Annotated in this window: 16 protein-coding genes and 1 pseudogene; 12 read left to right on the plus strand and 5 right to left on the minus strand. The window is 70.2% G+C overall.

The window, feature by feature from the left end; all coding sequences use genetic code 11:
• The 7 genes from ACIBAF_RS45530 to ACIBAF_RS45560 all read left to right on the plus strand — a co-directional run.
• The coding region (locus ACIBAF_RS45530) for an integrase core domain-containing protein (protein WP_399472081.1) at positions 1-380 on the plus strand (380 nt) is incomplete at its 5' end.
• 151 nt (positions 381-531) lie between these two features.
• Complete coding sequence (locus tag ACIBAF_RS45535; RefSeq protein WP_399472083.1) at positions 532-777, plus strand: hypothetical protein; 246 nt, start codon at positions 532-534, stop codon at positions 775-777.
• A 60-nt stretch (positions 778-837) separates the two neighbouring features.
• Positions 838-1,638 (plus strand): diaminopimelate epimerase, encoded by an 801-nt coding sequence (dapF, locus tag ACIBAF_RS45540; RefSeq protein WP_399472085.1) that lies wholly within the window; start codon positions 838-840, stop codon positions 1,636-1,638.
• Positions 1,635-2,249 carry a hypothetical protein gene (locus tag ACIBAF_RS45545; RefSeq protein ID WP_399472087.1) on the plus strand — a complete coding sequence of 205 codons (615 nt, stop codon included), beginning with the start codon at positions 1,635-1,637 and terminating at the stop codon, positions 2,247-2,249. Before dapF ends, ACIBAF_RS45545 begins: the two co-directional genes overlap by 4 nt.
• 136 nt (positions 2,250-2,385) lie before the next feature.
• A complete protein-coding gene (locus ACIBAF_RS45550) occupies positions 2,386-2,595 on the plus strand; it encodes a hypothetical protein (protein WP_399472089.1) in 210 nt (69 codons plus the stop codon).
• Positions 2,595-2,957: a glutamate ligase domain-containing protein gene (locus ACIBAF_RS45555; protein WP_399472091.1), complete on the plus strand. Its 363-nt coding sequence runs from the start codon at positions 2,595-2,597 to the stop codon at positions 2,955-2,957. Before ACIBAF_RS45550 ends, ACIBAF_RS45555 begins: the two co-directional genes overlap by 1 nt.
• A gap of 144 nt (positions 2,958-3,101) precedes the next feature.
• The gene (locus ACIBAF_RS45560) at positions 3,102-3,560 is read left to right on the plus strand and encodes a hypothetical protein (protein WP_399472093.1); all 459 of its coding nucleotides are present in this window, start codon (positions 3,102-3,104) and stop codon (positions 3,558-3,560) included.
• 534 nt (positions 3,561-4,094) lie between these two features.
• Here the strand turns inward: ACIBAF_RS45560 and ACIBAF_RS45565 are convergent.
• The 3 genes from ACIBAF_RS45565 to ACIBAF_RS45575 form a co-directional block, all read right to left on the minus strand.
• Positions 4,095-4,496, minus strand: a complete 402-nt coding sequence (locus tag ACIBAF_RS45565; protein WP_399472095.1) for a DNA-binding protein — start codon at positions 4,494-4,496, stop codon at positions 4,095-4,097.
• Positions 4,493-4,741, minus strand: coding sequence for a hypothetical protein (locus tag ACIBAF_RS45570; protein ID WP_399472097.1), 249 nt, complete (start codon positions 4,739-4,741; stop codon positions 4,493-4,495). Before ACIBAF_RS45570 ends, ACIBAF_RS45565 begins: the two co-directional genes overlap by 4 nt.
• 101 nt (positions 4,742-4,842) lie before the next feature.
• Complete coding sequence (locus tag ACIBAF_RS45575) at positions 4,843-5,154, minus strand: calcium-binding protein (RefSeq protein ID WP_399472099.1); 312 nt, start codon at positions 5,152-5,154, stop codon at positions 4,843-4,845.
• A 219-nt stretch (positions 5,155-5,373) separates the two neighbouring features.
• Between ACIBAF_RS45575 and ACIBAF_RS45580 the strand changes: the two genes are divergently transcribed.
• From ACIBAF_RS45580 to ACIBAF_RS45590, 3 genes are all read left to right on the plus strand, one after another.
• Positions 5,374-8,265: an SNF2-related protein gene (locus ACIBAF_RS45580; RefSeq protein ID WP_399472101.1), complete on the plus strand. Its 2,892-nt coding sequence runs from the start codon at positions 5,374-5,376 to the stop codon at positions 8,263-8,265.
• A complete protein-coding gene (locus ACIBAF_RS45585) occupies positions 8,262-9,497 on the plus strand; it encodes an SWIM zinc finger family protein (RefSeq protein WP_399472103.1) in 1,236 nt (411 codons plus the stop codon). The genes ACIBAF_RS45580 and ACIBAF_RS45585 overlap by 4 nt, the downstream gene beginning before the upstream one ends.
• A gap of 373 nt (positions 9,498-9,870) precedes the next feature.
• Positions 9,871-10,179, plus strand: coding sequence for a hypothetical protein (locus ACIBAF_RS45590; protein WP_399472105.1), 309 nt, complete (start codon positions 9,871-9,873; stop codon positions 10,177-10,179).
• A 43-nt stretch (positions 10,180-10,222) separates the two neighbouring features.
• On the opposite strand, the pseudogene ACIBAF_RS45595 reads toward ACIBAF_RS45590, so the two are convergent.
• Positions 10,223-10,372 (minus strand): annotated as a pseudogene (locus ACIBAF_RS45595) (site-specific integrase); the annotation flags it as partial.
• Positions 10,373-10,527: 155 nt separating this feature from the next.
• Here ACIBAF_RS45595 and ACIBAF_RS45600 point away from each other — a divergent pair.
• Positions 10,528-11,178 carry a hypothetical protein gene (locus tag ACIBAF_RS45600; RefSeq protein ID WP_399472107.1) on the plus strand — a complete coding sequence of 217 codons (651 nt, stop codon included), beginning with the start codon at positions 10,528-10,530 and terminating at the stop codon, positions 11,176-11,178.
• Between the two features lie 56 nt (positions 11,179-11,234).
• On the opposite strand, the gene ACIBAF_RS45605 is transcribed toward ACIBAF_RS45600, so the two are convergent.
• Positions 11,235-12,599: a wax ester/triacylglycerol synthase domain-containing protein gene (locus ACIBAF_RS45605; protein ID WP_399472109.1), complete on the minus strand. Its 1,365-nt coding sequence runs from the start codon at positions 12,597-12,599 to the stop codon at positions 11,235-11,237.
• A 277-nt stretch (positions 12,600-12,876) separates the two neighbouring features.
• Between ACIBAF_RS45605 and ACIBAF_RS45610 the strand changes: the two genes are divergently transcribed.
• Positions 12,877-14,094 carry a macrolide family glycosyltransferase gene (locus ACIBAF_RS45610; protein WP_399472111.1) on the plus strand — a complete coding sequence of 406 codons (1,218 nt, stop codon included), beginning with the start codon at positions 12,877-12,879 and terminating at the stop codon, positions 14,092-14,094.
• Position 14,095 lies beyond the last annotated feature (1 nt).

A 14,095-nucleotide genomic window follows, 5' to 3' on the forward strand; every position in this document is an offset into this window, starting at 1 on the left:
ACCAAACCTCACTGATATCCAGGGCGATCCGTAACGCGGCACGGAACAGGCATCTCTCGGCCGACGCGATATTTCACTCGGATCGTGGAAGTAACTACATGTCAGCCGAGTTCGGGAGGACGCTGGACCGCTTCGGGCTCCGCAGATCCGCCGGCCGCACCGGAATCTGTTTCGACAACGCCATGGCTGAATCGTTCTTCGGCGCCCTGAAGAACGAGCGCGTATCGAGGGTGGCTTACCTGACCCGCGAGGCCGCTCGGCAGGACATCACTCGATACATCGAATTCTGGTACAATCGCAAACGCCTCCACTCGGCGGTGGGTTACCGCCCTCCGCGCGAAGTCCACGCCGAGTACGAGAAATTGCGAATCTCCGCGTGAAATAAACGGTCAGAAGCCTGTCCGTGAAACGCGAGGCCCCTCAAGCACCACCTGATCGGAACCCTATGAGCCCCCGCAACCAACAACTCGCCTACGTAGCAAGCCTCGTCGCACTCGGCGGCTCCCTCCTGCTCGGCATCTGGAGGGGCTGATGTACGAGCGCAGGACCAAGGAACCGCCGCCCCCGCCCCCGCCGCCGGTCGGAACGGTGGGGCACACCCGGCCGCCAGGCGATGTCCGCATCGGTGACTTCGTCTACCTAGACGGCGAGTACCAGCGCGTACGGGACATGAGGTCGGCCGGCACCACAGCCCACCGCGTACTGATCTTCGCCGGACGCGAGCCCTGGGCCATGCGAGAGGCCCGGACCACGTACAGGCCCATCGACCGCCCCTGACCTCCCCCCTGTTCAGGCGCCGCACCCTCACTCTCACCTCACCACACGAGGAGCTTCGCCATGCGCTTCCGCAAGATCCATGGCGCGGGAAACGACTTCATCCTGCTCTCCGACCTCGGGCCGGACGACGACAAGGAATGGCCCAAGGAGGCGGAACGCCTGTGCGCCCGGCGTACCGGCGTGGGTGCGGACGGCCTGGTCATCAGCAGAATGGTCAGCCACAGCCCCGCCGTCCTCGACATCACCTGCTTCAACGCGGACGGCTCTACCGCCACCATGTGCGGCAACGCCCTGCGGTGCTCCGCCTGGGCCGCTCACCACGATCACGGCTTTCGCGAGATGAGCCTCCACATGGCTGGCGTGGCACACGAGGCAGTCGTGTCCGACGACTCCGTGTGGGTCACGGCCGAGGTCGGCGCGGTCCACCCACGCCGTTTACAGGCCGTCATCAACGGCAGACCAACCTGGTTCGACAGCGCCCACACCGGCACGGAACACGTCGTCGCCATCGTGGAGGACGTGGAGGCCATCGACGCGGTGGTGGTTGGGCGCCTCGTGCGCCACCACGCCGACATTGCCCCGCTCGGGACGAACGTCAACTTCGTCCAGTCCGAAGGCCATCAGGCACTGAAGATCCGCACCTACGAACGCGGCGTCGAGGCCGAGACCCTCTCGTGCGGAAGCGGGGCCGTGGCGGCCGTGGTCATCGCCACCCTCCGCGGGCTCGTCGCAGAACGTGCCGTCACCGTCCGCAACCGCGCCGGCGAACCACTCACCGTCCGGCCACACGACACCCGGCCGACCCGAACCCACTGGGTCGGCGGCCCGGTCACCCACACCTTCGAAGGGGTACTCGCATGACTCGCTTCCTCAACCCCAGCTCGGACGCCGCGCTGCAGAAGGCCGCCGAGGAGCTTCGCGCGTGGGGCCACAGCCGCCAGGGCCTGCGGGTCGCCCTCATCTACGGGCCCGTGTCCGCCGAGGACAGGCTCTACCACTCGAAGTGCCCCGTCGAGCAGCGATCCGTCACCGCCTTGGGCGCGGCGCTGGAAGAGATCGGCGCCTGGTGGAAGGTGCTGGACCCGTGCGAGCCCGGCTTCATCATCGACCTGGCCGGCTACGACGTAGCCCTCTCCAACCTGCATGGCCCATACGACGAGGACGGCCGGTTGCAGGGACTGCTCGACCATCTGCGGGTGCCCTACTGCGGCAGCGGAGTCGGGGCATCCGCGGTGGCCGCCGACAAGATCCTCTGCAAGCGGGTGATGCTGACCCTCGGCGTTCCCACGTCCGGCTGGCACGTCTGGTCCGGCGACGGCCCAGTGACCTGGAACGGGCGTCCGGTGATGGTCAAGCCGCCCTTCGGCGGGTCCAGCGTGGGCATGAGCCTCGTACGCGATCCCGCGGACCTGCCCGTCGCTCTTGCGGATGCGGCCGGCGAGGAGGGCGCAGAGGTGCTCGTCGAGGAGTGAGGCGCTGACCCCGCGTGGAGCACTCCACGCGGGGATCGCAAGCCTGGCGACAGACCTCGGAGTCCCCTCGACTGCCGAGCCCGTCCTGGTAGAAAGCCTGACGGCGCGGCTCAATGACGCCCCGCTCATCGTGTCCGTGACTGAGCAGTTCCCCGACGACGGCCGCGCCGGCGGCCACCTCGTCATCCTTCGCGGCTATGGGGACGCCCTCGACCCCACGATCCACTTCCGAGACCCGTCGGCCTGGGGCCAGACACATGACCGAGTCCCCCTCAGCCGCGTATCCGCTTCCTACACCGGTCGCGCGATCACCTTCGCGCCCCTCATCCACAACGGAGAGTCTTGATGACCGTGGCAGTCGGCGACACGACCGAGGCCGCAGGCGGCCGGCGAATCGCCGTACTCGGAGAGATGCTGGAACTGGGCGACGATGCCGTCGAAGCCCACCGCAGGGTCGGACGCATGGCAGCCGAGAACGGCGTCGACCTCGTCGTCGCGGTCGGCGGGGACATGGCCAAGCAACTCGCCCTCGCGGCAGGTGCAGCAGGAGTGCCAGACATCGCACTGGTCGGTGACAACATCACCGCCGCCGCCTACCTCGACTCCATCCTCCGCCCCAACGACGTCGTACTCGTGAAAGCGTCCCGCGGCGGCCAGCTCTGGCAGATCGCCCAAGCCCTCACGGGGCAGCCCGTCAGGGGCCTATGAGTTGGGTACCTGCCGCTCGGCACTGGGCCAGTTATCGCGGGATAACCAGATCTCAAAGTTGTGAGGGAGTAGGTCCCTTCTCCCGGTAGAGGAGGATGATCGCGACAAGGTCGTGTCCAAGGCCGCGCCGCCTACCTCGGCCCCGTGGACGCGGTCCGGCGTCAGCATCAGCGCGATGCCTACGCCTCGCTCCTCACCGCCGCCTACAACTACGCGTCGCAGACGGAAGTAGGGCTCTGTCTGGATTCAGCGCGCATCGAACTCGGCATCCAAGCCTTCTTCGAAGACGAGTCGTTACGCGAGGAGATCAACCGTCGAGCCGCGCGCATAAGGGCGTCAGTCCCCGTTGAACCAGTGCGGGCCGCGGCGGCGGTCGTCTCACTTGAGGGCCCTGAGCACATTGCCGATGTTGCTGAGACAATCGCCTTCCGCGCTGATCAGACCCGTAGGCAACCGATCGGCACCAGCCTCCTTGAGCTCATCGCCAGGGGAGAGCCGCTCCCTTCGACTCCTCCTGCACGTGCCCGACTGCTGGATGCTATTAATGAGTTCACGCGGGCGGCCCGCTCCCATCTGAATGGCCATGCCCCGCGTGCGGATTGACCTGCGATCTGAACGGACGCGGCAGCTGCCGGTACTACCAGGCGCCCTGGAAGCCCTGCCCGCCGACAGCCGGGGCTGGCCCTCGATGGCCGTCAACGAGAAGGCGGCCTGTCGTGCTCGCCGAGGTATCTCAGCTCCTCGCGGCGCCCCCTCCCGACCGGCAGGAATCCGCTTCCCAGCGGTTGCAGTTCTGGTTGCATACACCGCCGTCCACTGCCATCCGCCGCCTACCTAAGGCCACACTCCACCGCAGGTCAGGATGCATCTGACCCCCTCTGGACATCCGGACGGCATTTGGAAAGCGTGTTGGGGGCAACCCGTCACGAGTTCGAATCTCGTATCCTCCGCAGCCGCCTGAACAGGCGAAACGAAGAGTCGGACCACTCATTGCGGTCCGACTCTTCGGCATGCCCTGGTTGCAGTTTCGGTTGCATTTATAGGCGACATTCGAGGCATACCCGTCAAGCAGGAAAGGCGCACACTTGCATCCCCGGGGCGAGCGACGCAGACGCCGTCACGGAGTCACGGCAGCGGTCATAGCCCGATCATCCGGACCTTGCTGCCGCACAGCCGGGTCATGTCATCGACATCCGACGTGAGGATGGCGACCGGGCCGGGCTGACGCAAGGCCGCTTCGGCGACGGTGGCGTCGATCGCGTACTTGTGTCCGTGCAGACCGGCGCCCTTGAGCAGTTGTGCCGCCGCCTTGGCCGCTGCCTCCGTGACCGGCTCCACCTTGACCCGGGAGAGCGCCCATTGCAGTCGGGGCAGGTTCACCCTGGCGTGGCTGGCCTCCACGATGGTGTTGGCGCTGACGACAAGGTCCACTCCCATGTCGTGGAACACCTGGAACATCGCCAGAACCTTCCGGTCCTGCGCCGCCCAGGCCGACAGCCCCTCGCTGTCCAGGACGACGGTCTCAATGCGCCCGCTCACGCGGCGCTCGCGCCGCCGGTGGCCTGGGTCGTACCGAAGATCCGCGCCCGCGCCTCGGCGAGCTCTTCCTCACTGAAGGCCCCGTGCTCGTCTGTGTGGCTGCGCAGGTCGGCCCCCAGAAGCTGGTGCCGGATCTGTCTGGCGACCGCTTCGGCCACGTAGCCGGAGATGTTGTCCGTGATCTTCTTCAGCTCCGCCACCTGCTCGGTGGGGAGTGTCACCGTGATGCGCGTGGTGTCAGCCATACCGGTAAGCATACTGCGGTATGCGTGCCACGTGCTTGCCGTTTCCCGCAGTCGGTCCGTTCGAGCACGGGCCCAGCTGGGCAGTTGTGCGACGCGCCGGTTCAGCGGGTCCAGTAGCGGTATGCCTCGATCCATTGCGAGCCGTCGGGGGCGGGTTCCGGCAGCGGCAGGTCCAGAATTCCGATGTCCTGTCGGACCGACCCCCGGGCGCAGCGTGCGACCACGCGCCCGTCCTCGGCCAGATCGACACCGACCACGCTCACCTCGACGCCGAGAACAGTCGTGGTGAACGGCACGGCAAGGCTTTCCTCGATCATCGTGAAGAAGCCGGTGAGCTGCTCATCCTCGCCGTAGGCGTCGACCGTGGCCTCTTCGATCAACGCCTCCAGCGCGGCTGGGTCCCACGTGCTCATGGCCTCACCGTAGCGCCGCACCGTAGGTTGAGGACCGGTGTGTTCAGCAGCGGCACATCCGCCGTAGCGCCGTTGCCAGCAGTCAAGCCAAGGCCCGCGGTTGCCAGCGTGTGACGTCGCCTGGTGGGGTTCGGTAGTGAGGCGGCCCAGGGGAAGGCCCGGCGAGCGACAGGGCGGAAGAGAGTGGCACGAGTCGTCGTACGAGAGCCGAGTACCGGCGTGAGGAGCGCATTGCCGCTGGCCCGGCAGGAAACATCCGCCTTCGTGAGGGAGCTGCTCGGCGCCGGCTGGGCGGCGGTGTTCCTGCCCGGTGAGCCCGCCCGCCTTGGGCGGCTGCTGCTGTGGAAGCCGACCGGGGCAGCAGCCGGAGACAGTATGGCGCGCACCGGCCTGGAGACCGAGGCGGTGGAGCTGGTCCTGCCGCACGGCCGCTCGGTCAGGCGGCGCAGGGTCGAGGGATACGCGCTGCCCGTCGCCGTCGCCGTCTCTGCCCTGGTCGATGCGGAGCCGACGCATCCCTCCGGCGCCGCCTGGCAGGCCGCCACTCGCTTCGCGCTGCGACTGCTCGCCGACGGCCGCCTCCACCCGGCCCTCACCCCCGCCGGTTACGACACCTGGCAGGTGGGTCCCTGGACATCCGCGCAGCGCCGGACGCTGAACGCCCTGGCCGCCGCCTTCCCGCCACACGCCCACTGCCTGCCCGAGCCAGGCCCTGCGCCCGTACGGATCACCGAACCGGCCGCGCTGGTACGCCAGTTCTGCGACGCGGTCGCCGACGATCTGGTCCGTACGCCGGCCACGCCGCTCGCCATGGGAGCGCTGCCGTACGCCTGGCGCGAGGCCCGCGCCGTGCCCACCTTGCGTGAATGGGCCGAGGAAACCCAGGCGGCGCTCACCGCCGAGGTCGGTGTCTCCCTGCGCGTCGACGTACCCGAAGGACGCCGACGGCAGTTCCGGGCCGTCCTGCAGCTGCACACCGCGGCGGACCCGGCGCTCGTCATCGAGGCCGCACGGCTGTGGAGTGAGCCGACGGAAGTGGAGCGGCTGCTCGGCCCGCGCGCCGAGACCGAGACGCTGCTCGCCCTGCGTCGTGGCGCCCACGCCTGGCCTCCGCTGCGGAGGTTGCTCGACGATGCCGCTCCCGATCAGCTCCGGTTGACCGACGACGAAGCCTTCGATCTCCTCGGAGACGCCACGGACGCGCTGCGTGCGGCCGGTGTCGACGTGCACTGGCCGCGCGAACTGGTCAAGGAACTCACCGCGACCGCGGAGATCGGGCAGCGCACCGCCCCCGGTTCCACCGCGGGCGGCCTGCTGGACACCGAGGCCCTCCTCGACTTCCGCTGGCAGGTCTCCCTTGGCGGCGAGCCGCTCACCGAGGCCGAGATGGATGCCCTCGCAGAGTCACGCCGTCCCCTCGTCCGGCTTCGCGACCAGTGGGTGGTCGCCGACCCGAAGCTGGTGGCCCGCGCCAAGCGCCGCCGGATGGAACCGCTCACCCCCATGGAGGCGTTGAGCGCCGCGCTGACCGGCGAGGCCGAGCGAAGCGAGATGGGGGTCCCCCCGGCCGGAGGCTGGGGGAGCGACGGTGGCCGGGTGCCCTGTGCGGCGGTCGGTGCGCTCGGCGACCTGGTCGCTCGTATCCGCGACCCCGAGTCCCGCACCCCCGTGCCCCAGCCCGCCGCGCTCAAGGCCACGTTGCGCGAGTACCAGAAGCGGGGCCTGGCCTGGCTGGCCGAGATGTGCGCACTCGGCCTCGGCGGCTGTCTCGCCGACGACATGGGCCTGGGCAAGACCATCACCTTGCTCGCTCTGCACCTGCACCGCCAGAGCGACCCGACCACTGCGGGCCCCACCCTTGTCGTCTGCCCGGCCTCCCTGCTCGGCAACTGGCAGCGCGAGGCCGCCAGATTCGCCCCGGCCACCCCCGTACGCCGCTACCACGGCGGCGACCGCCACCTGGGGGACCTGGCCGGCGACGAGGTCGTCCTGGTCACCTACGGGGTGCTGCGCCGCGACCGCGAAGTGCTCGCCGAGACAGCCTGGTCGCTGGTGGCCGCAGACGAGGCCCAGCACGTCAAGAACCCCTACGCCGTCACCGCCCGCGAACTGCGCGCCCTGCCCGCCCGCGCCCGCGTCGCTCTCACCGGCACCCCCGTGGAGAACAACCTCTCCGAGCTGTGGGCCCTGCTCGACTGGACCACCCCCGGACTCCTCGGCACCCTCACCGCCTTCCGTGACCGGCATGCCCGCGCCATCGAGGCGGGCGAGGATCCCGAGGCAGCCGAGCGCCTGTCCCGTCTCGTACGTCCCTTCCTGTTGCGCCGCAAGAAGTCCGACCCCGGCATCGCGCCCGAACTGCCGCCCAAGACCGAGACCGACCACGTCGTCCCGCTGACGGCCGAGCAGACCAGCCTGTACGAGGCACAGGTCCGCGAGACCATGGCGAAGATCGCGGAGTCGGAGGGCATCGCCCGGCGCGGTCTGGTACTCAAGCTGCTCACCGCGCTGAAGCAAATCTGCAACCACCCCGCCCAGTATTTGAAAGAGCACGGCCTGCGCCAGTCCACTGCGCTGCGGGGGCGCTCCGGCAAGCTCGACCTGCTGGACGAACTTCTCGACACCATCACCGCCGAAGGCGAATCCGTGCTGGTCTTCACGCAGTACAAACAGATGGCGACTCTGCTGGAGAGGCATCTGGCCGAGCGCGGCGTCCCCGCTCTCTTCCTGCACGGCGGCACCCCGGTTGCGCGGCGCGAGGAGATGGTGGACCGCTTCCAGCGCGGTGAAGTACCGGTGTTCCTGCTGTCGCTGAAGGCGGCGGGCACCGGACTCAACCTCACCCGCGCCACTCACGTCGTGCACTACGACCGCTGGTGGAACCCGGCCGTCGAGGACCAGGCCACCGACCGCGCCTACCGCATCGGCCAGGACAGACCCGTCCAGGTACACAAGCTCCTCGCGGAGGGAACCGTGGAGGACAAGGTGGCGAAGCTGCTCGAAGCCAAGCGCGCCCTCGCCGACGCCGTCGTCGGCTCCGGCGAGGCAGCCCTCACCGAACTGTCCGACGCCGAACTCACCGAACTCGTCGCCCTGGGAAGGCAGTCATGAGCCCCGCTGTCCCCGGCCCGCGCCGTGCGCCCGCCCGCGGCAAGCGAGCCTTCGCCGCGACCTGGTGGGGCCAGGCATGGGTGGCCGCCCTGGAGGACTCCACCCTGGACGCCGGACGGCTCTCGCGCGGACGCACCTACGCCCGCAAAGGCATGGTCGGCCCGGTCACCGTGGCTCCGGGCCAGGTCAATGCCGCTGTCCAGGGCAGCCGCCCGCGCCCGTACCGCTCATCGGTCAGCCTGCCCGTCCTCACCGACCCTCAGTGGGACACCCTGCTCGACACGATCGCGGCCCGCGCCGGGCATCTCGCAGCACTTCTCGACGGCGAGATGCCCGCCGAACTCGTCGACGACGCCCGGCACGCAGGCGTCCCACTGCTCCCCCTGCCCACCGAGCTCGATCCGGAGTGCTCCTGCCCCGACTGGGGACACCCCTGCAAGCACGCCGCCGCGCTCTGCTACGCCATCGCCGCCACCGTCGACACCGACCCGTTCGTGCTCTTCGCGCTGCGCGGCCGCGGTCGCGAGGAGGTCTTCGCCCGGCTGCGCGCACTCCGTACGGCAGCACAGGAAACCGCCGCCCCACCGGCACCGGCCGGCATCCCGGCCGGCGCCGCATACGCCCACTGGGCCGAAGAGCCCCCCGAACTGCCCGAACTCCCGGAACCCGCCCCCCACACCACAGCGCTGCCCGTCGCCCCGCCCCCCGGCACCGGCCTGGCCGCCGCGGACCTGGAACGCCTCATGGCCGACACCACCGCGCGCGCCGCCCGGCTCCTCACGGGCGACACCGCCGAGCTCCACCTGACCCAGCACCAGGACGCCGTCCGCATCGCCGCAGGCGACCCCGGACCCGAGTGGTTCCACCACCTGATCCAGAACACGGGCTCCAACCCCACTGCCTTCGCACGCCTCACCCGCGCCTGGCGCCACGGCGGCCCCACGGGCATCACCGTCGCCGAACAGCCCCACACTCCCGACCCGACGGTGATGAAGGCCACCCGCACCGCCCTGGACGCGGCCCTCGCCGAGATGACCGACTCCCCCACACACCTCAGGGCCTGGCGTAACCGCCTCACCCTCACCCACCACGGCATCCAGTTGCGTCTGGGCCCCGACGCCCGCTGGTACCCCTACCGCCAGGACGACGACGGCGAATGGTGGCCCGCGGCACCACCCGACAGTGACCCGGTCACCGCGCTCACCGCGGCCTGGTCGCAGAACGGGGAGTAAGGAGGCGATTCCGCGCTGACCAGAAGCCACGAGCAGAAGCTGGACACACTTACGCTGCTCCACTTCCGTGGTTGCAGTTCTGGTTGCGTTCACCGGCGTACGGCCCCATTCAGAAGCTCCGCCCGCACCCGCTGCACCGCAGGTCAGGACGTTCCCGTACATCCCAGAACCCCCGGACGAACATTTTGGAAAGCGTGTTGGGGGCAACCCCTCACGAGTTCGAATCTCGTATCCTCCGCCAGTGCCTCACCGGGCACGATGTCGAAGGGCCCCACCGTTCGCGGTGGGGCCCTTCGACGTTGTCCGGCTCAGTTTCCGTCTCGGTTCGCCGATCCGGCGACATCCGGTTCAGCCGCCTGCGATGCTGCGGGTCATGCTCATGATCGCCACTACATCGGCCGCAGCCTCGTCCGACCCGACAGCAGTCCTGATCTTCCTCGCAGCCCTGGGAGCCGCAGCCGTCTGCATCGGAGCGAGGTGGGCGTTCAACCTGCGCGGCGCCGTGGACACAACGCTGGCGCGCCGACGAGCCGCTCTGGAGCTGAGGGGCCAGCGCACCGGCAATCTGAGCCTCGCGGACACCGAGAGCCTCAGCCCCGGATTCTTCAAGCTCATCGGCAGTGTCATAGCCGTGGCAGGACTTGCCTTGCTGGCACTGAGCCTGATCCTCGCGACCAGCTGAGTCGGCGCCCCAGGGCGTCAGACGTCGCCCCAGAGAGCGTCGCCGGCACCCAACCCATGATCGAGTCGATCACGACGTCCGGGACGCCCAGGATCAGGAGCACGGTCGCGGCGGTTTGGCGAGCGTCATGGAGACGGCAGTTCCGGACGCCCGCGCCCCTCAGAAGCCGATTCCAGACGTGGAGATCGGTGTTTTCCGTCTCGGTCTTCGTGCGTATGTCGGCCGTGGTTGTACGACCGCGGGTCCATGGGCGGTTGCGTCTGGGGAACGACGACTGATCCGCGTGCGGGTCCGAGGATGGTGTGGGCGGTGTTCCTCCGACCACATCACTCAGCTCTGGAGACCCCTATGAGGCCTGTGCGTTCCATCTTCCCTACCCGCAAGGCGGCATCCGTGGCCGTGGTCCTCGCCGTGGCGGCCTCCGCCACGGCAGTCGCCGGCGCCACGGCCTCCGGGAAGTCGCCGGAACGGCCGGTGCCCGCGAGTGTGACCGGGTCGGCCGAGTTCCGGTTGCCGTATGTGAATGACGCCGACATCCGTTCGTTCGTGTTCGACGCGCACGCTGCCCCGTACAGCCGACCGGTCCCCCGCGTACCCACCGGCTTACCGACCGACGCATATGGCACGGTGGCCGTCTACCACTACTCCGCGGAGCGGGACATCACATACACCGCCGAGGGCAGGGTGGACTGCCTGGTGACCGCGCCGGGCAGCGCGACTGTCACCGCGGTCATCACCGAGGTGAGCGCCGGAGGGCCGGACTGGGTGGGAAAGCGGCTGGGGTTCAGCGTCCAGGACGGCGGCGGGGACAAGCCCGGGAAAGCGTCAGGAGATCGGGTGGGATTCTCCTGGGCGGACGGGGTGAACAAGAAATACACCCAGGAAGGCGATGTGGAGTCCCCGGTGGGTCCGTGCATGGCGCCTGCCGCCTTCGCACCCGTCACCAGCGGCGGGTACCGGGTCCAGCACGCCGACCTGCCGCTGTGGCCGACAGGCTGAGGACAGCCCTTGGACGCCCGCCGGCGTCGACCGGCCGCTCTGGGGAGGCTGCTGCGTCAGCGGGAGCCCTCCGCGAGGAGGGTCAGTTCGTCGAGGAACGTCTCTGCCAGGAGGGCTGCGTCCTGGCTGCCCGAGTTGGTGGCGACGCTCAGGGTGTGGCCCTGGGTGCAGCCGCCCAGGGCGAAGGTGGCCGTGTCGGCGGGGGGCACCATGGGGACGATGGTGAGGTGGCGAAGGGGGCGTCCGGCCAGGGTCCGGCCGCGCTCGCGCAGATGGACGTAGGAGCAGGCCGCCGGCGCGTACGCGGGTGCGAAGATCCTTCCGCCGGCCAGGGCCAGGGTCGCCGCGGGAAGCGCCGCGAGCGTGCCCTCGACCAGCTTCTCGGAGGCGCGCCGGGGCCGGGTGACCGTGGTGAGCAGGCCGGTGCAGGCGGACAGGCGGGCCGTCGGGTCGGACAGGGTCACCGGGGCGGGGACCCGGACGTTGGCGAACGCGTTGCCCAGGAACTCCCCGCAGTCGTCGGGGCGTTCGTCGACCGGGACGGACAGCCAGACCTGCCGTCCTCCCGGAGCCGTGTCGCCGTCACCGCCGTCACCGCCGGCACCGCCGGCACCGCCGGCACCGCCGGCACGGCCACCGGAGGCGGCGTCCGAGGCGGTGTCGGCGGACAGACACGCGCGCAGGACTCCGGAGACCGTCGCCAGGAACACCTCGTTGGTGGTCGCCGGGCGGGCCGAGTCGGCTTCACCTGTGCGAACGGCTTCCCGCGCGGCCCGCAGGACGTCGGCGCGCAGCCCTACGACCGTGTACGCGGGCTCCCGCGCGCCCCGGTGCGGCAGGGGCACCGCGCGGCCCGTGGTCAGCAGGCCGGGCGGGCCGCCGGCGGCCGTGCCGGGGCTGACCATGCGTCTGCGAGGGCCGGGGATCGCGAGGGAGGCGGCGCCGTCCAGCGGGCCGCCGTCGTCGAGGAGGGCGCGCAGCAGGGTGGTCAGGGAACGGCCGTCGAGCAGGCTGTGGTGCATCCGGAAGAGGAGGGAGAACTCCCCGTCCGTCGCGCCCCGCAGGAGGTGGAGGCTCCACGGCGGGCGCTCGGCGGGGAACGGGATGTGGAACCACTGGCGTACCGCCTCCCGCAGGGTGGCGTCGGCGCTGTCGACCTGCTGGGCCAGGTCGTGGCCGTCCTTGCTCGCCCAGCGGTGGCGGCCGGTCCACCAGGCGAGGCCGGTCCGGGCGGCGGAGCCCGGGGCGACCAGGGTCTGGGTGAGCCTGGGGAGCGCCTTCCAGCGTTCCTCCACCAGCGCGCGCAGTTCGTCCAGCGCGGGCGCGGCGCCCACGAAGTCCAGGGCGATCCCGGCGTTGGGCGGGCCGAACGGCCAGCGGGCCATCCCCTCTTCCATCAAGGGCAGATGCGATCCGGGCATGAGACTGCTCCTGTCATGGGCTGAGGACGACGTCCTGTGCCTCCCGCGTCCTGTACTCCCAACGGCCGATCCGACCGGCGGTCACGTGCCGTGGCCGTCCCATGGCTCCCTCCGGGGTCAACGCACGGCCGTGGGGGCTCCCTGATGGGGTGACACTGCCGCAGGTTTGCGGTCACGAACGGTGTCGGAGCGCCTTTAATCGGGACTCCGCGTCTGCCCTTCGGACGCCGTCCTCAAGTCCCCGCCCCGGCCCGGCGCCGGTCAGGAGTTGCGTGTCGTGCCTGGTACTCGTCGCACCCGTCCGAATCCCGCGCACATCGCCGTGTTCAACGTTCCGATGCACGGGCACGTGAATCCCACCCTGGGGGTCGTCGAGGAGCTCGTACGGCGCGGTCACCGCGTGACGTACACCGTCACCGAGGACTTCGTGCAGCAGGTGAAGGCGGCCGGGGCCGAGCCGGTGGTCCATCCGGACCCCGTGGACGACTCGGAGGCGCCGGAGGACATGGGCGAGGGGTTCGCGCGGGTCGTCCGGGGGGCGCTGGAGTCCCTGCCCACGCTGACCCGGGCGTACGGCAAGGACCGTCCGGACCTGGTGCTGTGCGACGTCTACGCCTTCGCAGGTCTGCTGCTGGCCGCGCGCTGGGAGGCGCCGACCGTCATGGCGTCGCCCACCCATCTCGCCTACGACGGCATCATCCCCGAGTTCTTCGGCGTGCCCGGCCTCGCCCAGGTCCCGGGCTTCGGCGAGCTGGTGGGCGCCTTCGAGGAACACGGGGTCGACATCGCGCGGGTCCACGAGCTGGTGCGGCCGGAACACGCCGTCGCGTTCTTCCCCCGCGCCTTCCAGCGCAGGGCGGACACCGTCGAGGCCCGGCGCGTCGCCTACGTCGGGCCCGCTCTCGGGGACCGCTCCTACCAGGGAACCTGGCAGCCCCCGCGGCCGGACCGGACGGATCTGCCGGGCCTGCCGGATCTGCCGGATCTGCCGGTGCTGCTGGTGTCGCTGGGCTCGCAGTTCACCCAGCGGCCGGAGTTCTACCGGTCCTGTGTCCGGGCCTTCGCGGAGCTGCCCTGGCATGTCGTCATGTCCGTCGGGCCCGCCGTGCCCCCGGACCTGCTGGGGCCGCTCCCCGCCAACGTCGAGGTGCACCCGCACGTGCCCCAACTGGCCGTGCTGGCCCAGGCGGACGCCTTCGTCACGCACGCCGGCATGGGCGGCACGATGGAGGCCCTGCACCACGGCGTGCCGCTGGTGGCGGTCCCGCAGATGGCCGAGCAGCGGGTCAACGCCGCGCAGATCGAAAGGCTCCGGCTAGGGGTCCATCTGCCGCGCGAGACCGTCACTCCCGAGGCGCTGCGCGAGGCCGTCCTTCGGGTGTCGTCCGACCGGGACATCAGCGCGGGCGTGTCCGCCATGCGCCGGGAGCTCGCGGCGGCGGGAGGCGCGGGGGCCGCGGCCGACCTGATCGAGCAGGCCCTGCCCCAGCCGTGAT

Source organism: Streptomyces sp. NPDC051677 (assembly GCF_044453465.1).
In the GTDB taxonomy this organism is placed as follows: domain Bacteria; phylum Actinomycetota; class Actinomycetes; order Streptomycetales; family Streptomycetaceae; genus Streptomyces.

Excerpts from the sequence above, each read along its gene's own strand:
- ACIBAF_RS45575 (WP_399472099.1), bottom strand. The coding sequence starts at position 5,154 with ATGAGCACGTGGGACCCAGCCGCGCTGGAGGCGTTGATCGAAGAGGCC.
- ACIBAF_RS45605 (WP_399472109.1), bottom strand. The coding sequence starts at position 12,599 with ATGCCCGGATCGCATCTGCCCTTGATGGAAGAGGGGATGGCCCGCTGG.
- ACIBAF_RS45545 (WP_399472087.1), top strand. The coding sequence starts at position 1,635 with ATGACTCGCTTCCTCAACCCCAGCTCGGACGCCGCGCTGCAGAAGGCC.
- ACIBAF_RS45535 (WP_399472083.1), top strand. The coding sequence starts at position 532 with ATGTACGAGCGCAGGACCAAGGAACCGCCGCCCCCGCCCCCGCCGCCG.
- ACIBAF_RS45590 (WP_399472105.1), top strand. The coding sequence starts at position 9,871 with ATGCTCATGATCGCCACTACATCGGCCGCAGCCTCGTCCGACCCGACA.
- dapF (WP_399472085.1), top strand. The coding sequence starts at position 838 with ATGCGCTTCCGCAAGATCCATGGCGCGGGAAACGACTTCATCCTGCTC.
- ACIBAF_RS45585 (WP_399472103.1), top strand. The coding sequence starts at position 8,262 with ATGAGCCCCGCTGTCCCCGGCCCGCGCCGTGCGCCCGCCCGCGGCAAG.
- ACIBAF_RS45570 (WP_399472097.1), bottom strand. The coding sequence starts at position 4,741 with ATGGCTGACACCACGCGCATCACGGTGACACTCCCCACCGAGCAGGTG.
- ACIBAF_RS45600 (WP_399472107.1), top strand. The coding sequence starts at position 10,528 with ATGAGGCCTGTGCGTTCCATCTTCCCTACCCGCAAGGCGGCATCCGTG.
- ACIBAF_RS45555 (WP_399472091.1), top strand. The coding sequence starts at position 2,595 with ATGACCGTGGCAGTCGGCGACACGACCGAGGCCGCAGGCGGCCGGCGA.